Genomic DNA, 19,809 nt, shown 5'->3' with positions numbered 1-19,809 from the left:
AACCGGAATACCGCTCGGGCGACAGCCTATGCTCGGCAGCTATCGGATAACCGGAGCTGCCGCTTAGTGATAGATGAATTTGCAAAGTTTCGCAGTAAAAGAGGCCCGCGTGTTGCGGCTGCGACCATGGTCGCATGAGGCTGGTCGTCGCAGATGAAACGGGCGAAAGTACCGTCCTAGACATTGGTTCGGTTTGGTTGGCACGCGGAGACGACCTGTCCCGACCCGAACCGCACATGGCGAGTGGGTTGCGTCGTTTGCGGGGCACTTCCCGCCTGCGCAACGATCACAACAGCGTCCCATCCGCCCGTCAGGAGAATATCGATGTTTACGCCGCGCCCGGTCACTTTGCAGAGGGGAGCCTTGCGTCTGGACCCACTCGCAGAAGCCGACATTCCGGCTCTGGTGGATCTCGCCGAGCGGAACCGCGACGAGCTGATCTACCTCAACGGCCCGCTGCGCCCGGATTGGTATCGCTTCGCCCTCAGCGAGCAGCGTGAAGGTCGCGCAGTGGCGTTCACCCTGCGCATGGCCGACCGCATCATCGGCACTACTCGCTTCGCCGACTTCAATCCGTCACTGCCGGCTGGCGAGCTCGGCTGGACTTGGCTGGACAAGGCCGAGCACGGCACTGGTCTGAACACTTCGATCAAATACCTGTTGCTCAAGCACGCCTTCGAAGACTGGCAACTGGTGCGCCTGCAACTGAAAACCGCCGCCAGCAACCTGCGCTCCCAACGCGCCATCGAAAAGCTCGGCGCCGAGCGCGAAGGCCTGTTGCGCAATCATCGACGTCTAGCCGATGGACGCCTGGATGACACGGTGCTCTATAGCATCACCGACCGTGAATGGCCGGCGGTCAGGGATGTGTTGGAGGCGCGGGCGAACGGTTGATTCGTTGGAATCGAGTCGGCATCGGTGATGGGTTTCGCTTCGCTCTACGCCATCCTATGGCGAGGTATTTCGGTTGGGCTGTTGGTCTACAGATACGGCGCCAGGCTCCAATCCCGTTGCCTGTAACAATCACAGACTCGCTTTCAGCTCCCTCTCCCTTTGGGAGAGGGTTGGGGTGAGGGAAAGCGGCTCCGGTCTCGTACAAGCCTACGTAACGCACGGCCCGTCGCCCTCAGGCCCCGACATAAGGTAATGTCTGCCGTCTCCGCGGGCAGGTTGTCCCGTGGTCATCAGTTCGTCTTCACGCTTCCCTATGCTCCGGCCGCGATGGTGGTGCGTAGCTCGTTGCCGTTTGCGGTACATACCTAAGGAGCACCGATGTCCCGCTCGCAAGAATTCTTGCACGGTTGCCGCGATATCCTCCCGTTGATCGTTGGCGCCATCCCGTTTGGCATCATCTTCGGCACGTTGTCTATCGGCGCCGGGCTTTCTACCTGGCAAACCATGGGCATGTCGGCGCTGGTCTTCGCCGGCTCCGCGCAATTTATTGCAATCACCCTGATTACCGGCGGGGTGGGTGCGGCCGTGGTGCTGTTGACTACCTTCGTGGTCAACCTGCGCCATGCGCTTTACAGCGCGGCGCTGCAACCGTTCGTGCGGCATCTGCCGAGCCGCTGGCGGGTGCCGTTGGCCTTCTGGCTGACGGATGAGGCCTTCGCCGTGATTCAGCATCGCTATGCCAGCGAAGATGCCTCGCCACACAAGCACTGGTTTTTCCTCGGTGCGGCGCTGACCATGTACCTGAGCTGGCAGCTGGCGACGTTGGCAGGTATTGCCTTCGGCCAAGCCGTGCCGAACGTGGCCAGCTGGGGCCTGGATTTCGCCATGATCGCGACCTTCATCGGCATCGCCGTGCCGATGATGCGTACCCGCCCACAGGTGGCTTCGGCGCTGGTGGCCGGTGCCGTGGCGTTGTTGACCTGGGAGTTGCCTTACAAGCTTGGCCTGATTGCCGCGGCACTGGCTGGAATCGTTGTCGGCGTCTATCTAGAACAGCGGGCCGAGCGTCAGTTGAATCGGGAGGCGCTCTGATGCAGACCTGGCTTTTGATTCTTGGAATGCTGGCGATCACCTTCATGATCCGTTACAGCTTTTTCGCCTGGCCCAACCTGCGCTTTCCGCGTCTGGTGGAACAGGGGCTGCACTACGTGCCGGTCGCCGTGCTGACCGCCATCGTAGTGCCGGGCATGTTGATGCCCGAGGGCGAATGGGCGCTGGATTGGCGTAATGCGTACTTGTTGGCCGGTGTGCTGGCAATCCTCATCGCCGCGGTTAGCCGCAACCTGCTGGCGACTATTGCTGGCGGGCTGTTGAGCTTCTTCCTATTGCGTTGGGCGTTCGGGCAGCTGCCGCTGTGACGGAGCGCCCAGGACGCCGTTCGAAAGCGACCATGATGTGTCCTCCGACGGCCTGCCACGCTCCAAGAAACAACGTCTTCTCCATGGAACCGGATCGATGACCACTCATTCGCAGTTCACGCTGTTCGGCAAGCGGCGCTTCCTGCCGTTCTTCCTGACCCAGTTAGCAGGGGCCTTCAACGACAACCTGTTCAAGCAGGCGTTGATACTGGCGATCCTCTACAAGATTGGCTCGAACGCTGACACCAGCTTGCTGATCAACCTGTGTGCGCTGTTATTCATCTTGCCGTTCTTCCTGTTCTCCGCGCTTGGCGGTCAGCTGGGTGAGAAATTCGCCAAGGAGCGCCTGATTCGTGCGATCAAGGCCGGTGAGATCTTCATCATGCTTGCCGGAGCTGCCGGCATGCTGTTAGGCAACCTTCCGATGTTGCTGGTCGTGCTGTTCTGCATGGGCACCCAGTCGGCGCTGTTCGGGCCGGTCAAATATTCCGTATTGCCAAAATTGCTGAAAGATCACGAGCTGGTTGGCGGCAACGCGCTGGTTGAGATGGGCACCTTTCTGGCGATCCTCGCCGGCACCATTACGGCCGGTGTGATGATGGCCAGTGAGGGTTACGCTCAGTTGATTGCCGGCAGTGTCGTGCTGGTGGCAGTCGCCGGCTACCTCGCCAGCCGTGGTGTGCCCGCAACCGGCGCCTCTCTACCGTCCTTGCAAATGGACTGGAATCTGTTTCGTCAGACCGGCGCGATCTTGCGCATGGGGCTGGGGCAGCGCCTCTCGGTTTCGCGCTCGCTGATCGGTAACTCATGGTTCTGGTTTCTCGGTGCGACCTACCTGACCCAGATCCCGGCCTATTCGAAGGACCTGCTGCATGGCGATGAAACCGTCGTCACGCTGATTTTGACGGTCTTCTCGGTGGGTATCGCCCTCGGCTCGCTGCTCTGCGAACGCCTCTCCGGACATAAGGTGGAAATTGGTCTGGTGCCGTTCGGCTCCTTTGGTCTGACGCTGTTTGGCCTCTTGTTGTGGTGGCATTCGGGTGGATTCCCGCAGGCGGCGACGCCCCACGATTGGCTGGAGTTGCTGAGCTTCGCACAGGCCTGGTGGATCTCGCCTCGGTGCTCGGCATAGGCGTGTTTGGCGGGTTCTACATCGTGCCGCTGTATGCGCTGATTCAGTCGCGCACGGCGGAGCACGAGCGGGCGCGGGTGGTGGCGGCAAACAATATTCTCAATGCGCTGTTCATGGTCGCCTCGGCGCTGGTCGCCATCTTGCTGTTGAGTGTCGCGGGGTTGTCGATTCCGCAACTGTTCCTCGTCGTGTCGCTGATGAACGTGGCAGTAAGTGCCTATATCTTCAGCATCGTGCCGGAATTCAGCATGCGGTTTCTGGTGTGGCTGCTCGGCCACTCCATGTACCGGGTGCGTCAGCAAGGGCTCGACGCGATCCCCGAGGAAGGCCCAGCGGTGCTGGTCTGCAACCATGTGTCATTTGTCGATGCGCTGCTGATCGCCGGAGCGGTGCGCCGGCCCGTGCGCTTCGTCATGTACTACAAGATCTTCCAGATCCCGGTGCTGAACTTCATCTTTCGAACTGCGGGCGCGGTGCCCATTGCGGCGCGACATGAGGACGAAGCGATCTACACCAAGGCGTTCGAGCGCATCAGCCGTTACCTGAGCAACGGCGAACTGGTGTGCATCTTCCCAGAAGGCAAGCTCACCACCGATGGCGAAATGAATGAATTCAAAGCGGGGGTAGAGCGCGTTCTACAGGCGAACCCGGTGCCGGTGGTGCCTATGGCGCTACGTGGATTATGGGGAAGCTTCTTCAGTCGCGATCCGAACAAGGGGTTTTTCCGCCGCATCTGGTCACGGGTAGACCTCGTCGCCAGCGCGCCCGTTGCCGCGAGCGAAGCCAATCGCCAGCAGCTACAGGCGCAGGTCAGCCTGTTACGCGGCGACCGGCGCTAAGCGCAGGTCGCCGCGTCGTCTCTATTTGATCTTGATGCGTTCGAGCAGATAGTCCTTGGCGCTCGGGTCGCCCACCCGTGCGGCTTCGTCGGCCAGGCGCAGCGCGCGTTCCAGATCCTTCGCCGCCAATGCCGCATCGATACCCTGGCGGTAGTAGGCCTGGGTTTCCGGCAGTACAGCGGGTGCAGGTACGGAAGGCAGATCGTTGCCCATCTCGCGGCCGATGCTATAGGCCGGCACATAGGTATTGGCTTGTTGGCCGGCGACCTTGTCTTCGATCAGCACCATCTTGATCACGCCGGTGGGCGAATGCTGCGCCACTGGATCGGGGAGGCTGGGCGGCTCGTTGCCCAGCGCCTTGGCGTAGGCCTTGGCCGGGTGTTCGAAGGTGGTCTGGCCTTGCATCTGGCGTTCGCTGGTGAACAGTACGAGGTAGTACTCGTTGCCAGGGTTGTTCAGGTAGGTGCGGTCGATGCGCAGGCGAGCGTCCAGGCTGTCGCCTTTGAGACCGGAAGCGGGGGCGTAGGTGAAGTCGTCGGCATCGAGCAGGCGCGTGGGGCGCAAGCGGCTGTTGAGCAGCATGGCGCTAGGGGCCAGCACAGTCTTGCCGGCCTGACTGTAAAGACGAATCTCGAAGGACTTGCTGTCCTTGGGCAGTGCGAAGGCGCGGAAAAAGCTATTGCCGCTGTCGAAGCGGTAGGCCGGGGCCGTAGCGTCCAGCGTCACGTCACCGGAAAAATTCACGGGGATCGGTTGAAAGGGCAGATTTTCGATCGCGTCGCAGCAGATCGGCGCGCTCGCCAACGCCTGACGGGCATCGGTCATGGATAGCTCCAGCGGGGCGGGTGTATGCGCCAGGGCATCCACACGGCGCAATGGTTCGCTACCGCAGCCGGTGATCAGCAGAACGGCGAGGCTAAGCAGGGGGAATCGCAGATTGCTCATGGTGAAACTCCAATCGAAAAAGACCCCGACCAGCCACGGTCGGGGTAAAACACCGCCAAAACGGTGGGAGCGGAAAGTGAGAAGCGTTGCCCAGAGCCGGCGGGCGCAGCGGGAGGAGAGAGACCGCCGCACGCCGCCGACACTCAGACAATTACCACCGGGCAATTACCACCAGGCTTCGGCCTGGACGCCAAAGGTCAGCCCGTCGTCGTCACCGACATCGATGGACTCGCTGGCCGCCTGGTAGGTGTCGCCGTCCCACATGGCGTAAGTGGCGAACACACGAATTTGCGGGCGTGCCCAGAAGCTGCGGCCGGCTGACCATTGTTGGGCGATGGTGAATTTCTTCAGGTCGCGCGAATCCAGACCGTCAGCTTGCGGGTCGACGTAGTCGTAGCCGAACTCGAACGCGGTGCTCATGACGTCGTTCCACTTGTACACCGGACGCACGCCAAAGGAGGTCCAGGTCTGACCGGATTCGTTGTCGAAGTCGCGGTCTTCGTAGATCTGCACGTACATCATTTCGATGTCATCGGTGATGCCAACCACACCCTGGTTGACCAGACGGAGCATGTCGCCATCACTGTTGCCGGTGCTGTTGCGACCGCTACTGCCGATGATGCCGTCAGTGCCGTACTGAACCGCCAGCTTGTTGTAGCCGCCGAACCAGCTGGCCTGGGTGTGTTCGAGGGTAACCAGGTGGCCTTTCTGATCGGTGTAGCCCGGATCGCTTTCCTGTTCGTCGGTGAGGTTGGCCTTGCCGTAGTCGTAGCCGATTTCGAGCTTGCCGTTGGGGTTGACATCAATCTCGGCCAGACGGAAGTCGAGGGTGTCGTTGGCGAGGTTGGTGCCGGTTCCCGAGCCTTGGTAGACGTAGTCACCGTCAGTGTTACGAATCCAGGCGAAGCTGGCCTTGGCGAAGCCCAGATCGATGTCCTCAATGCCAGCGCCCGGACCGGATACGTCCCAGTAGTAGTAATCGTTGATATGCACATCGTGGCGCTTGTAGTAGCGCTTACCGGCCCAGATATCTGCGCCCGGCAGTGATTCGATCAGGTTGTTGCCCACTACGTTGAATTGGCGGATGGCGACATCACCCGCCTCATCGAACGGGTGATTCGTACCTCCGTCGGCGTTGGTACGGGTCGCTTCATAGTCGTTACCCTGGCGGGAGACATAAGCGATCATGCTGTCGACGTAGAAGCTTTTCTCGCCATCTTTCCAGACTTCCTGACCCAGGCCGATTTCGGCGTAGGTTTCGCACTCGTTGCCGAGGCGATATTTGGCCGGCGCCCCTGCTGCCTGAAAGCAGGCCTGATCACCACCGCCAGCGGTAGCGCCGATACCGGAGCGCAAATAGCCATGGAAGTCCACAGCCTGCGCAGGCATTGCTGCGAGCAAGGCCGTGCAAAGCAGGGTGGGTTGCAAGAGACGTACGGATTGTTGCGGGTTCATCGTGAAAGTCCTTTGTTCTTGTTGTTGGATCAGGTACTGCCAGCCATGGCGCCAACATTCTCCGTATTTGGATCGGGCTGGCGGTGACGAAAGCCTGCGGATCGACGACGTTCGCAACATCCTCCCGACCGTTTTTTTTCGAGGCGGAGCGGTGGGGCGTACCGGGGGAGGAGGGAGATGGGCGCGTATGCCGGTGTGCATTACGCCTGGCCACTAAGCCCGGAAAAAAGCCAGGGGGGAGGTATGGCGAGGCCGCCTGGCGCGGCAGTCTGGGCTGGCAGGCGGTGTCGTTGGCGCCGTCCGCGCCCTGTCATCCGGGGAGCTGATTCCCGCAGTCGGGTGCTCACAACAATTACAAAAGTGGAGCTACTTCGATGAGACATCCTTTATTGTCTGCCCGCTTCGTCCTGGCAGTTTCTTCTTCTTTGCTGCTGACCCTGGGCACCGCTCAGGCAGCCGACCTCGCGGGCAAGAGTCCGGCCGGCGTTCGTTATCACGGCGGTGACGAAATCATTCTCCAGGGCTTTCACTGGAACGTCGTCCGCGAATCGCCCAGCCAGTGGTACAACACGCTGCGCAGCATGGCACCAACGATCGCGGCTGACGGCTTCAGCGCGATCTGGATGCCGGTGCCGTGGCGCGACTTCTCCAGCTGGAGCGATGGCGCCAAGTCCGGCGGTGGCGAAGGCTACTTCTGGCACGACTTCAACAAGAACGGCCAGTATGGCAGCGACGCCCAGCTCAAGCAGGCCGCCGCCGCGCTGAACAATGCCCAGGTGAAGGTGCTCTACGACGCGGTGCCCAACCACATGAATCGCGGCTACCCGAACAAGGAAATCAACCTGCCGGCCGGGCAAGGCTTCTGGCGCCACGACTGCACTGATCCTGGCAACTACGCCAACGATTGTGACGACGGCGACCGCTTCATGGGCGGCGACGCCGATCTCAACACGGCCCACCCTCAGGTCTATGGCATGTTTCGCGACGAGTTCGCCAACCTGCGCAACAACTACGGTGCTGGCGGCTTCCGCTTCGACTTCGTCCGTGGCTACGCCGGCGAGCGAGTCGACAGCTGGATGAGCGCGGCCCACAACAATGCCTTTTGCGTCGGCGAACTCTGGAAAGCGCCGGCTGAATACCCGAGCTGGGATTGGCGCAATACCGCCAGTTGGCAGCAGGTGATCAAGGATTGGTCTGATCGTGCCAAGTGTCCGGTGTTCGATTTCGCCCTCAAGGAACGCATGCAGAACGGCTCGATCGCCGACTGGAAGAACGGCCTTAATGGCAACCCCGATGCACGTTGGCGCGAAGTCGCGGTGACCTTCGTCGACAACCACGACACCGGTTATTCGCCGGGACAGAACGGCGGTCAGCATCATTGGGCGCTGCGTGACGATCTGGTACGCCAGGCCTACGCCTATATCCTCTCCAGCCCCGGTACGCCGGTGGTGTACTGGTCGCATATGTATGACTGGGGGCACGGCGACCTGATCCGCCAACTGATCCAGATTCGCCGCGCCGCAGGCGTGAGGGCCGACTCGGCGATCAGCTTCCACAACGGCTATTCCGGCTTGGTGGCGACCGTCAGCGGGACCGCGCAGACGTTGGTGATAGCGCTCGGATCGAATCTGGACAATCCCGGTCAAGTCAGCAGTGGCAGATTCAACCAAGCGTTGAATCAGGACAACGGCGGGCTGCGCATCTGGTCCACCGGCAGTACGGGCGATGACGGCGACGGCGGTGGTAACCTGGTCAGCGTCAATTTCCGTTGCGACAACGGCGTCACTCAGCCTGGCGACAGCGTCTATGCAGTCGGCAACCTGGCTCAGCTCGGCAATTGGAGCCCGGCCAAAGCGGTGCGATTGACCGATGTGAGCAGCTATCCGACCTGGAAAGGCAGCATCGGCCTGCCAGCCCAGCAGGCGCTGGAGTGGAAATGCATCGTGCGTAGCGAAGCCAATCCGACCCAAGTGAAAAGCTGGCAGCCGGGCGGCAACAACACGGCCACGACTGCGGCCGGCTTGACCACTAGCGGCAGCTTCTAATCAACGGCCTCGTCAGTTTGTTCGGCTGAGTGCCGGCTTCGTTCTGGCGCTCGGCTGGGCTTTGTGGAGAATGGCCTTGGAGAATCCAAAGGCCGATCACCGTGAACCTCGACAGTCGCATCAAGTTTCGTCATCTGCTGTGCTTTATCGAGGTGTCCCGTCAGGGCAGCCTAGCGCGAGCAGCCGACGTCATGTCGGTCAGCCAGCCGGCCATTTCCAAGACACTCAAGGAACTGGAAGCACTGCTTGAGGCGAGCCTGTTCGACCGCAGCAAGCAGGGCGTGACCCTGACCGCGGCCGGGCAGGCTTTCCTGCGTTATGCCGGGCCGAGCGTGCAGGCATTGCGTGAAGGTGTGCGCAGCTTGCGAGCCGGCGAGCACGAGGCGGGCGTGGTGCGCCTGGGCGCGCTGTCGACCGTGGAGAGCTCGTTATTGCCAGACGTGGTACGGCGGCTGCACGCGCAGCATGCGGCACTGGTGGTAAGCGTCGTGACCGGCCCCAGCGCCTATCTGCTTGGCCAGTTGCGCGGCGGTGAGCTGGATCTGGTGGTCGGTCGCATGACCGATGCCCCGCAGATCGAGGGGCTCAGCTTCGAGCACCTTTATAGCGAGTCCATGACATTGGTGGTGCGTCCCGGTCACGAGCTACTCGACGGCGATCGCAGTCGCCTGGGCGACTTTCCCGTGGTGTTGCCGCAGAGCGGTACGACCATCCGCCGTCATGCCGATGGCCTGTTCATCCAGCTCGGCATCAGCCCACCGCTACGGCGACTGGAGACGCTGTCCGTTTCTCTTAGCCGACATTATGTGCGGGTCAGCGATGCGGTCTGGGTGGCGCCGCTCGATGCGGTGCGCGAAGACCTGTCCACTGGCGAGCTGATGGAACTGGACCTTGGCTTGAAGGAGCCGGGCGGCTCGGTCGGCATCTGCACCAATCCGACCCTGGCGGCCAGCCTGGCGATGCAGTGGTGCTGTGAAGCGTTGCGCGAAGCCGCTGCCGAATACCGTTAGCCTTGATCCATAACCGTGCGGTTATGGATCAAGACGAGCTTTTCAGTTTTCCTCCTGCGGCGTCCTGTCGCACACTGGTACCCAGCGGCTTCAAGCCATTCCACTTCCAATTTCAAGAAAGGGAGCTAGCCATGTCCGACCTGGACACCAGCCTGTTCGTCGCGCGCGATCGTACCCGGCATCCGAAGGCGTTGACGCCCGACTACAAGACGTCGGTTGCGCGCTCCCCGCAACAAGCGCTGATCACCCTAGTGCCGTCCGTTTCCGAAACCACGGGCCCGGATTTTTCGCACCTCAAGTTCGGCCAGCACGACAACGATCTGCTGCTCAATTTCAACAACGGTGGTTTGCCGATCGGTGAGCGCATTATCGTTTCCGGTCGAGTCATGGACCAGTACGGCAAGCCGATTCCGCACACGCTGGTAGAGATGTGGCAAGCCAACGCCGGCGGCCGCTATCGTCACCAGAACGACCGTTACATCGCCCCGCTGGACCCGAATTTCGGCGGCGTCGGTCGGACGCTGAGCGACAGCGAAGGCAACTACGTTTTCCGCACCATCAAGCCCGGTCCTTATCCGTGGCGCAATGGCCCGAACGAATGGCGGCCGGCGCATATCCATGTCTCTGTCAGCGGCCCGTCGATCGCCACCCGATTGATCACGCAGCTGTACTTCGAAGGCGATCCACTGATCCCGCTGTGCCCGATTGCCAAGACCATCAGCGATGATGCAGTACAGAGCCTGATCGCCAAGCTCGACATGGGCATGGCCAATCCCATGGATTGCCTGGCTTATCGCTTCGATATCGTGCTGCGTGGTCAGCGTAAAACCCATTTCGAGACACGCTGAGAAGGAGACGACGATGCCTGTAACACTTCTGCCGGAGACCCCTTCCCAGACCGCCGGCCCCTACGTGCACATCGGCCTGGCCCTCGCCGCCGCCGGTAACCCCGTCCGGGAATTGGAAATCTGGAACGAGATGGCCAAGCCTGAAGCCGCTGGCGAGCACATCCTGCTGATCGGGCGTGTGTTCGATGGCATGGGCCATCTGGTTCGCGACTCGTTTCTGGAATTCTGGCAAGCCGACCATGCCGGCGTGTATCACACCTGCTTCGATCCGGAGCGGTCGTTCAACAGTTTCGGCCGTACCGCCACCACCTTCGAGGCGGGCGAGTGGACGCTGAAGACCATCAAGCCGGGTTCAGTGAACAATCGCACCGGTGAAAGCATGGCGCCGCATATCAACGTCTCGTTGTTCGCGCGCGGCATCAACATCCACCTGCACACGCGCATCTACTTCGACGATGAAGCGGACGCCAATGCACAGGACCCGGTGCTCAACTCGATCGAATGGGTTCCTCGCCGCGACACCTTGATTGCGCGCCGCTGCGAAGTCGACGGCAAGCCGGCCTATCGCTTCGATGTGCGTCTACAAGGTGAGGGGGAAACGGTTTTCTTTGATTTCTGACGCCATTCAGGCTGCCCGCGAACCGTCAGCCGAGCCCGTTGCCCGGCTGGTGACGCAGAGCTTCCAAGGCCTGCTCGCGACGCGCGGATATCAAGCCGATCCCGCACAAAAAGCGGCCATTGAGCTTCTCGCCCAGTGGCTCGATGCCCGGCTGCGTGGTCGGCGTGGCTGGCTGCGTACGCCAAAAACCGGTGTCTATCTGTGGGGCGGAGTGGGGCGCGGCAAGAGTTTCGTCATGGATGCGTTCTTCGCGGCGGCACCCGTGACGGCCAAGCGGCGGGTGCATTTCCATGGGTTTCTCCATGAGGTTCAGCGGCGTCTGAGAGAGATCACCGGTCAGCGTGATCCGCTGGCCATAATCGCCAGCGAGATCGCCGACCATACCCATCTGCTCTGCTTCGACGAGTTCCACGTACATGACATTGCCGATGCGATGTTGCTTGGGCGCTTGTTGCATCAACTGGCAGAGCAGGGCGTCGGGGTCGTCGCCACCTCCAACTATCCGCCCCGTGGGCTATGCCCGAATCCGCTTTATCGTGATCGCTTCAAACCGGCCATCGAACTGATCGAGCGACGTTTCGAGGTGTACCACCTGGATGGCAGCGAGGATTACCGCCAGCGCCTCGACAGCGGATACGTCTGGGGTGAGTACGCGCAAGTGCCAGCTGCCGAGCAGGCTGCGTGGGTCGCCGCACGGTTGTCCAATGAGGCCGAGCGGAATATCTCGCTGGAGGTGAATCACCGCACGCTGCGTCTGCGCGCCAGGGAAAACGGCCTCGCCTGGCTGGACTTCGATGAGCTCTGTCGGACGCCGCGCTCCAGTGCGGATTTTCTCTGGTTGCGTGATGAATTCGAGCGTATGGCCATAACCGGCGTGCCGACGCTCGACGGCGAGGGCATCGATGCTCAGCAACGCTTTCTCAACGTCATCGACATTCTTTACGACAGCGGTGTGCAACTGCTGCTGGTCGCCGAGGTAACTCCCGACCAGTTGCTCAGTGTCGGCGCCCATGTGGATTTTGCGCGGACCCGCAGTCGTCTGCAGCAGCTAAGGCTCGTCGACGGAGCGCATATTGATCGGGTGATCGTTTAGATGTTCGCAATCCTTGGCATTACCGCGCCTATCTTCATCCTTATCGCCATCGGCTTTTTCTCCTGTCGCTCCGGGCTGGTCAGTCGCGACCAAACCGTGGGCATGGGGCGTTTCGTCATCAGCTTTGCGCTGCCGGCACTGGTGATTAAGGCGCTGCTGGAGCGGCCGCTGGCAGAAGTGGTCGACTGGAATTATCTGCTGGGTTACGGCCTCGGTTCATTGCTCACGTTCGGCCTGGGCTTCATCTTTGCGCGCAAGGTGCGCAAGGACACGGCAAGCGGCAGCGCCCTGGTCGGGCTGGGCATGTCGGTATCCAACAGCGGCTTCGTCGGCTACCCCATCGTCGCCATAGCGCTCGGCTCGCCGGCCGCGGTGGCGCTGGCGTTGGGAATGATGATCGAGAATCTGCTGATGATTCCGCTGGCGTTGACGCTAGCCGAGCTAGGGCGGCAGAGCGCAAGCGGTTTGTGGCCTGCGTTGCGCGGCACGCTGGCAAACCTGGTCCGCCATCCGATTCTGATAGCTATCACGCTGGCGTTGCTGCTGGCGGTGTTCGAGTTGCGTCCGCCCGCGGTAATCATGCGGGTAATTGACATGCTGGCGCTGGCCTCCGCGCCAGTGGCGCTGTTCGTGATCGGTGCCAGCCTCTATGGAATGAAGGCCAGTGGTTTGGCGCTGGACGTCGGCCAGATGGCGATTGGCAAGCTGATCGTGCACCCGCTGATGATTCTGCTGTGCTTCACGCTGATACCGGTTTCCGATCCGGTGCTGGCATCGGCGGGCGTGCTGATGGCTGCTGCGCCAATGATGAGTATCTATCCGATCCTCGGTGCGCGTTACGGGCTGGAAGGGCGCTGTGCGGCGTCGCTGGTTGCGGCGACGGTGCTGTCGTTCCTGAGCATCAGTCTGTTCATCTGGGCGATGACCTGATGGGCTGCAATGAGTCCCTCCACCGTATAGGCAGCGTTAACTTGACGACCGGCAGCGGCACGCGATCGCCGCTGTTGAAACCATTACCAGAGCAGGAGCACAGGTTTTGAATCGGCCCAGCAATCAACTTTTCGATGCCTATTTCACCGGCGCCGAGATGCGCGCGGTGTTTTCCGATGATGGCCGGCTGCAGGGCATGCTGGATTTCGAAGCCGCACTGGCCCGAGCCGAGGTGCGCTGCGGGGTGATTCCGCAAGCGGCGGTCGGTGCCATCGAGGCTGCCTGCAAGGCTGAACTCTATGACCCGAACACGTTGGCACAGGCGATCGCCACGGCCGGCAATTCCGCCATTCCGCTGGTCAAGGCGCTGGGCAAGCGCATTGCGCAAGATGATGCCGAGGCGGAGAAATACGTGCACCTGGGCGCCACCAGCCAGGATGCGATGGACACCGGCCTGATCCTGCAACTGCGCCAAGCCATCGGCTTGCTTGAGCGGGATCTGGCGACCCTGGGCACGACATTGGCGCGGCAGGCCGAGCGTCACGCCGATACGCCCATGTCCGGTCGCACCTGGCTGCAGCATGCGACGCCAGTAACGTTGGGAATGAAGATCGCCGGCTGGCTTGGCGCGGTGACGCGCCACCGTGAGCGACTACGGATGATCAAGCCACGGCTGCTCTGCCTGCAATTCGGTGGCGCCTCCGGTTCTCTGGCGGCGCTGGGCGAGCAGGCCTGGCCGGTATCGCAGGCCCTGGCCGACGAGCTGGCGCTGACGCTGCCCGAGCAGCCTTGGCATACCCAGCGTGATCGGCTGGTGGAGTTCGCCGCGCTGCTGGGCATGATCGCCGGCAGCCTTGGCAAGCTCGGGCGCGATCTGTCGCTGCTGATGCAGACGGATGTCGGCGAAGTATTCGAACCCTCGGCGCCGGGCAAGGGCGGTTCCTCGACGATGCCGCACAAGCGCAACCCGGTGGGCAGCGCAGTGATGATCAGTGCTGCAACCCGCGCGCCCGGTCTGGTCGCCACCATGCTGAGCGCCATGCCGCAGGAGCATGAGCGCAGCCTTGGCCTCTGGCATGCCGAATGGGAAACCCTGCCGGAGCTGTGCTGCCTGGTATCCGGCTCGCTGCAGCAGGCGTTGGCTGCGATGGCCGAGCTGGAAGTCGATGACGAGCGGATGCGCGGCAATCTTGAACAGACCCGAGGGCTGGTACTGGCCGAGGCGGTGAGCATCGCGCTGGCCCAGCGTATCGGTCGCGATGCTGCGCATCATCTGGTCGAGCAGTGTTGCAAACGCGCCGTTGCCGAAGGCCGCAATCTACGCGGTGTGTTGGGTGAGACCGTAGCGGTGCGCAACGAGCTGAACGACGCCGAGCTGGATCGCCTGCTCGATCCGACTTTCTACCTGGGCCAGGCGCGGCGCTGGGTCGAGCGCGCTGTGGCCGAGCACCGGGCGATCTGATTTTGCTTTTTACCCGCGGCTGTATGCGGGCAGTCCTGAACAATCACCAACACGGGAGTGAACACGATGGATGAGAAAGAACGCTACGAAGCCGGTATGCAGGTGCGTCGCGCGGTACTGGGCGATGCACACGTAGAGCGCAGCCTAAAAAACATCACGCCGTTCAACGAAGAGTTTCAGGAAATGATCACCCGCCATGCCTGGGGTGATATCTGGACCCGACCCGGCCTGCCGCGGCATACCCGTAGCCTGGTGACCATAGCCATGCTGATTGGCATGAACCGCGAAGGAGAGCTGAAGCTGCATTTGCGTGCAGCCAAGAACAACGGCGTGACTCGAGACGAGATCAAGGAAGTATTGCTGCAAAGCGCCATCTACTGCGGCATTCCGGCAGCCAATGCCACCTTCCACCTGGCCGAAGAGGTTTATGACGAGATGGGCGTGGAGTCGCTGCAGGGGCAGTAATCCAATCGGATGCGGGAATAGTCCCCGTATCCAGCTCGTCGTCGGTCACCTTTCGATGTGCAATCACTCGTACTCGCTAACTCCTGCCGCATGCCGCGCGGCAACGTAGCCGAAGGTCATCGCCGGGCCAAGGTTAATGCCGCCGGATGGGTAATGCCCGCCCATGATGCTGGCCATGTCGGTGCCGGCGGCATACAGACCCGGAATCGGTTCGCCGTGCGTATTCAGCACTTGTGCGTGCCCGTTGGTGCGCAACCCGGCGAAGGTGCCGAAGCTGCCCGGCTCGACCTTCACCGCATAGAAGGGACCGTGTTCGATGGGTGCCACGCAGGGGTTCGGTCCGTTGTGCAATGGGGCGCCCATCTTGCGGTTGTAGGCGGTCGATCCGCGTCCGAAGGCGGGATCTTCGCCGTTGCGCGCGTGACGGTTGTACTCCTCGACGGTGCTTGCCAGCCCGGCTGGATCGATACCGCAGGCGCTCGCCAACGCTTCCAAAGTCTGTCCACGCTTGAGATAGCCGCAGCGCAGAATCGGCCCCAGCGGCACCGGGAATGGCCGAGCGTAGCCCAGCCCGTAACGGCGCTGGGTACGATGGTCGCAGATCAGCCAGGACGCGACCGGCTGTTCGCCGGGCACTGCCTTTAGCATGGCCGCGACGTAATCGTAATAACCATCGGCTTCGTTGACGAAGCGTTTGCCGCTGGCCAGCACGCCGATGACGCCAGGTTTGGCGCGGTCGATGATGTGCGGGAAATGCCCGACGCTGCCGTCACGATGGGGTACGCGCGACACCGGAGCCCAGGCCACCGGCGACGCCAGGTCGGTTTCCAGCTGGCCGCCAACCGCTTCGCCCAAACGAATGCCGTCGCCGTTGCAACTGATAGGCGGCAACGCTAGATGATCGTCCTTGCCTGGGTGGCGCGGAAACAGTGCTTTGCGTCGCTCAACGTCATTGGGAAAACCGCCGGCTGCGAGTACCACAGCCTTTGCATGGATGCGCAACTCGCCCTTATCAGTCATCACCTGAGCACCTGTGACGCGACCGTCCGCATAGAGCAATTGGCTGGCCGCGGCATCGGTCAGCAACCGTACGCCCAATTCATCGGCGGAACGCACCAGCCGCGCCACCAGCGCTACGCCATTGACCAGCTGCATCGCTCGACCGTGACGGGCCAGATCCAGCAGATGCCGGCTGAAGCGTCGAGCAACATGCCAGGCGGCGCTGGGCGAGCGGGTCATATTGAGGAACGCGGCGAGATCCGGCCCGGCCATGATCGGCATGCCCATGAACGAGGTTTCGCGCATGGTCGGGCGCAGCCGGTGGATCAGCGCACCAAGTTCGCGGCCGTCATAAGGCGCAGCGATGACCTGATGGCCCTGCGTGGCGGCACCGGGTACGTCGCCGTGAATGTCGGGGATGCCGTTGCCATCGGTGAATTGCAGTCGCGTATGGGTCTCGAAGAACGCCACCATCGGGCCGCAGGCATCGAGAAATGCGTCGATCCGTTCGGCGTCGTAACGTTCGCCAAGTTCGTTGCGCAAGTAGGTGCGTGGCTGTTGCGGGTCTTCATGTATGCCGGCGCGGCGGGCCAGCGGATTACCCGGTGCCCACATCCAGCCGCCGGACCAGGCGGTCGCGCCACCGAGCGTGCTGTCCTTCTCCACAACGACGACCTTGAGGCCGTGCCACGCACCGGTAACCGCAGCCGAAAGCCCGGCAGCACCTGAGCCGATCACGAGCAGATCGCAGTCAATGTGATCATGGGGCAACGGCATAAAAATACTCCTGAGATTGGAACGATGTTCCAGTGTTAAAGCCCGGACATAAAAAATGCCGGCGATGTCATCAGCGGCAAAAGGCTCCGTCGGACGACGAGCAAGCTGGAAGCGAATGGCGTTGCGGTTAGAGCAGACTGACCGTGGATCGCACGATCAGCACGTTCTCGTCGTAGCCGGCGTTTGGTTGATATACGCGTATGGTCTTTGGTTTGCCGCGCTGTTATGGGATACACCCAGTTCCTCGAGCGGAACGCCCCCCATCGCTGGACGCGGAACTTTACGAGAGCAGGAAACCCCGGCGCGTGACGCCGGGGTTATGACTCACGGCTTGGGAATGTCCAGGGTTTCCGGTGACACTTCGGTGGCGCCAGCTTCGTACAGCGACCAAGTGGTGACCGACTGCCAGCGATCGAGGAATTTCTTGGCCTCGTCCCCGCTCAGGTTGAGCGGCTGTGCGCCGAGACCCTTCATGAAGCTCTGAAACTCTTCATTACCTACGGCTTTGGAATAGGCCTCGGTGAGCTTCTTCTTGATGTCGTCGGGGGTGTCCTTGCGGACCCATGCGCCCCAGAACGGACCCCACGGCAGGTAGCTTTCCATTTCTGGTAGCGCCTTGGTGATCGGCTCGACGCCAGGCAGCTGCGGCAGCTCCTCTGTGGAGACGACGGCCAGGCCCTTGATCTTGCCGGAGGTGATCATCTCCCGCGCGGCGATCAGACTCAGCGGCATGAAATCGATATGGTTGCCCAGCATCGCAGTGATGCCTGGGCCGTCACCGGCAAAGGACACTTCGCGAACCTTCAGGTCATCGACTGCCTCAATCATCGCGTGGACCGAGCCCGGCAGGCCGCCGGCACCGGTCACACCCATGCGCAGGGTGCCCGGGTTGGCCTTGGCTTCGGCGAGCAGGTCGGCCATGGAGTTGAACTTGCTGTCGGCCGGTGCGGCGATTACGGCGATGTTCTGGCCAATGATGTTGATCGTTTCGAAGGCGTCGTAATCGAAGTCCGCCAGTCCCAGCAGAGGGTAGAGCTGGGCGTTCTCTGCTGCGAGCAGCACGGTATAGCCGTCCGGGCGCGACTGCAGTACATGGTTGCTGCCGATCACGCCGGTACCGCCGGTGCGGTTGTTGATGATGATCTTGCCGCCCAGTTCCTTTTCCACATACGGCGTGAGGCTGCGCATGACGATATCGGTGGCGCCGCCGGCGCCCCAAGGCACCACGCCCTGGATATTGCGCTCTGGGTAGTCGGCGTGCGCCGGCAAGGTCATGGCGACCGCCGCTGCGGTGAGGGTGACACTTGCGATGAGCTTTCTAAGCATTGGTGTGACTCCGTTGTTGTTGTTCTTGCGTGGTTGTCTTAGACCGGCGTGGCTGCCTTGCGGCGCTTGAGCAGGTCTTTCAGGGGAGTGTTGCCGAGAAGAATCAGGATCAGGCCTGTTGTCAGCAGCAGCGACAGCGGGTTGATGAATAGCTCGGTGAGGAAGACCGTTGGGTTGTCGCCAACCGAGGACATCGCCTGGCGATACGAGGTGTCCATCAACGGGCCAAGGATCACGCCGAGAATCACCGGACCCATTTGGAAGCCGAAGGTCTTGAGGAAATAACCCACCAGACCGAAACCGAGCATCCAGTACACCTCGGTCATGCTGCTGTTGATGGAATAGGTGCCGACGGTGCAGAGCACCAGAATCAGCGGGACCAGAATTGCTTTGGGAATCTCTACCATCTTGGCGAACAGCTTGATGCCCATCAGACCGAAGATCAGCAGAAAGACATTTGCCAGCGTTAGATTGCCCACGGTAAACCAGAAGATGTGCGGGTTCTCTACCATCAGCATCGGGCCAGGGTTCAGCCCGTGGATCACCAATGCACCAATGATGACCGCGGTCACTGCATCGCCCGGCATCCCAAGTGTCAGCATCGGGACGTAGGCGCCACCCACTGCGGCACTGTTGGCGGACTCAGGCGCGACCAGACCCTCGTAGGCGCCTTCGCCAAAGGGGCGAGTGGGGTTCTTCACGCTACGCTTGGCATGGTCGTACGCCATCAGCGCGGCGATGTCACCGCCACAGCCAGGTAGCACCCCAACGATCACACCGATGATCGAGGTACGGATCGACAGCGGCAGAAACTTCAACACCATGGCCAGCGAAGGAATGATCTTATCGACCTTCTGTTTGACCGGCGCCTGGTCCAGCGTGTGCATCATGGAAAACGCTTCGGCGACGCCGAACAGGCCAATCATCACTACCACGTAGTGGATGCCACCCATGAGTTCGATCTGGCCGAGGGTGAAGCGACCTTCTGCGGTGACCGGATCCATGCCCACCATGCCGATAATGGCGCCCAAGGCCGCGGCAAATATGCCCTTGGCCAGCGAGCCCTTGGCCAGACTGCCGACCAGCAACAGGCCGATGCCAGCGACAAGAAAATAATCACGTGGGGCGAACTTCAGCGCGAGATCGCCAATCACCGGTGCGGCGGTGGCCAGCAGCAGCGTGCCGACCAAGCCGCCGATGACCGACATTACGGTGCTCAGGCCGATCGCCTGACCGGCTTCGCCACGCTTGGCCAGCGGATAACCGTCGAAGCCAGTGGCCACGGAGGAGGGTGCGCCGGGGATGTTCAGCAGGATGGCGCTGCGTGAGCCGCCGTAGACACCGCCGATATAGATGCCGACGATCAGCGACAGTGCGTTATTCACCTCCCAGCCAAAGGTGAAGGAGACGAGGATCGATACCGCCATGGTCACCGACAGGCCAGGAATCGCGCCGATGTAAATGCCGGCGAAGGTTCCGAGCGCGGTCAGCATCAGCAGACTCGGGTCGAACCAGGCCATGGTGAAGAAGGAAAGGGCTTCAGTCATGTCAT

General features: G+C 61.6%; 16 protein-coding genes and 1 pseudogene. 12 read left to right on the top strand and 5 right to left on the bottom strand.

The features are described 5' to 3' along the window. Positions 1 to 324 precede the first annotated feature (324 nt). From NAV33_RS08490 to NAV33_RS08475, 4 genes and pseudogenes are all read left to right on the top strand, one after another. Positions 325 to 894 carry a GNAT family N-acetyltransferase gene (locus NAV33_RS08490; protein ID WP_255978885.1) on the top strand — a complete coding sequence of 190 codons (570 nt, stop codon included), beginning with the start codon at positions 325 to 327 and terminating at the stop codon, positions 892 to 894. 378 nt (positions 895 to 1,272) lie between these two features. Next, positions 1,273 to 1,986, top strand: coding sequence for an AzlC family ABC transporter permease (locus tag NAV33_RS08485; RefSeq protein WP_255978883.1), 714 nt, complete (start codon positions 1,273 to 1,275; stop codon positions 1,984 to 1,986). Continuing rightward, positions 1,986 to 2,312 (top strand): AzlD domain-containing protein, encoded by a 327-nt coding sequence (locus NAV33_RS08480; protein WP_255978881.1) that lies wholly within the window; start codon positions 1,986 to 1,988, stop codon positions 2,310 to 2,312. The genes NAV33_RS08485 and NAV33_RS08480 overlap by 1 nt, the downstream gene beginning before the upstream one ends. Before the next feature lie 97 nt (positions 2,313 to 2,409). Continuing rightward, positions 2,410 to 4,283: pseudogene (locus NAV33_RS08475) on the top strand (MFS transporter). A 21-nt stretch (positions 4,284 to 4,304) separates the two neighbouring features. On the opposite strand, the gene NAV33_RS08470 reads toward NAV33_RS08475, so the two are convergent. Then, a complete protein-coding gene (locus tag NAV33_RS08470; RefSeq protein WP_255978879.1) occupies positions 4,305 to 5,228 on the bottom strand; it encodes a MalM family protein in 924 nt (307 codons plus the stop codon). 165 nt (positions 5,229 to 5,393) lie between these two features. Continuing rightward, a complete protein-coding gene (locus NAV33_RS08465) occupies positions 5,394 to 6,683 on the bottom strand; it encodes a maltoporin (RefSeq protein WP_255978877.1) in 1,290 nt (429 codons plus the stop codon). Between the two features lie 374 nt (positions 6,684 to 7,057). On the opposite strand from NAV33_RS08465, the gene NAV33_RS08460 reads away from it, so the two are divergent. From NAV33_RS08460 to pcaC, 8 genes are all read left to right on the top strand, one after another. Then, positions 7,058 to 8,728, top strand: a complete 1,671-nt coding sequence (locus NAV33_RS08460; RefSeq protein ID WP_255978875.1) for a glucan 1,4-alpha-maltotetraohydrolase domain-containing protein — start codon at positions 7,058 to 7,060, stop codon at positions 8,726 to 8,728. Positions 8,729 to 8,829: 101 nt separating this feature from the next. Next, positions 8,830 to 9,738: a pca operon transcription factor PcaQ gene (pcaQ, locus tag NAV33_RS08455; RefSeq protein WP_255978873.1), complete on the top strand. Its 909-nt coding sequence runs from the start codon at positions 8,830 to 8,832 to the stop codon at positions 9,736 to 9,738. A gap of 131 nt (positions 9,739 to 9,869) precedes the next feature. Next, the gene (gene pcaH / locus NAV33_RS08450) at positions 9,870 to 10,586 is read left to right on the top strand and encodes a protocatechuate 3,4-dioxygenase subunit beta (RefSeq protein ID WP_255978871.1); all 717 of its coding nucleotides are present in this window, start codon (positions 9,870 to 9,872) and stop codon (positions 10,584 to 10,586) included. 13 nt (positions 10,587 to 10,599) lie between these two features. Further along, complete coding sequence (gene pcaG, locus NAV33_RS08445) at positions 10,600 to 11,205, top strand: protocatechuate 3,4-dioxygenase subunit alpha (protein WP_255978869.1); 606 nt, start codon at positions 10,600 to 10,602, stop codon at positions 11,203 to 11,205. After that, on the top strand, positions 11,198 to 12,298 hold the full coding sequence (gene zapE / locus NAV33_RS08440; protein ID WP_423836661.1) for a cell division protein ZapE: 1,101 nt from the start codon (positions 11,198 to 11,200) through the stop codon (positions 12,296 to 12,298). The genes pcaG and zapE overlap by 8 nt, the downstream gene beginning before the upstream one ends. Continuing rightward, positions 12,299 to 13,228 carry an AEC family transporter gene (locus NAV33_RS08435; protein WP_255978867.1) on the top strand — a complete coding sequence of 310 codons (930 nt, stop codon included), beginning with the start codon at positions 12,299 to 12,301 and terminating at the stop codon, positions 13,226 to 13,228. A gap of 106 nt (positions 13,229 to 13,334) precedes the next feature. Then, positions 13,335 to 14,690: a 3-carboxy-cis,cis-muconate cycloisomerase gene (locus NAV33_RS08430; RefSeq protein WP_272887272.1), complete on the top strand. Its 1,356-nt coding sequence runs from the start codon at positions 13,335 to 13,337 to the stop codon at positions 14,688 to 14,690. Between the two features lie 66 nt (positions 14,691 to 14,756). Next, the gene (gene pcaC, locus NAV33_RS08425; RefSeq protein ID WP_255978865.1) at positions 14,757 to 15,155 is read left to right on the top strand and encodes a 4-carboxymuconolactone decarboxylase; all 399 of its coding nucleotides are present in this window, start codon (positions 14,757 to 14,759) and stop codon (positions 15,153 to 15,155) included. A 63-nt stretch (positions 15,156 to 15,218) separates the two neighbouring features. Here pcaC and NAV33_RS08420 read toward each other — a convergent pair whose 3' ends face one another. From NAV33_RS08420 to NAV33_RS08410, 3 genes are all read right to left on the bottom strand, one after another. Next, on the bottom strand, positions 15,219 to 16,931 hold the full coding sequence (locus tag NAV33_RS08420; RefSeq protein WP_255978863.1) for an FAD-dependent oxidoreductase: 1,713 nt from the start codon (positions 16,929 to 16,931) through the stop codon (positions 15,219 to 15,221). 324 nt (positions 16,932 to 17,255) lie between these two features. Beyond that, a complete protein-coding gene (locus tag NAV33_RS08415) occupies positions 17,256 to 18,257 on the bottom strand; it encodes a Bug family tripartite tricarboxylate transporter substrate binding protein (RefSeq protein WP_255978861.1) in 1,002 nt (333 codons plus the stop codon). 38 nt (positions 18,258 to 18,295) lie between these two features. After that, positions 18,296 to 19,804: a tripartite tricarboxylate transporter permease gene (locus NAV33_RS08410; RefSeq protein WP_255978859.1), complete on the bottom strand. Its 1,509-nt coding sequence runs from the start codon at positions 19,802 to 19,804 to the stop codon at positions 18,296 to 18,298. Between the last annotated feature and the right edge of the window lie 5 nt (positions 19,805 to 19,809).

It is taken from the genome of Stutzerimonas stutzeri (assembly GCF_024448715.1).
In the GTDB taxonomy this organism is placed as follows: Bacteria; Pseudomonadota; Gammaproteobacteria; order Pseudomonadales; family Pseudomonadaceae; genus Stutzerimonas; species Stutzerimonas stutzeri_AR.
The sequence above is the reverse complement of the archived record's forward strand: the minus strand, read 5'-3'. Positions and strand labels throughout refer to the sequence as shown.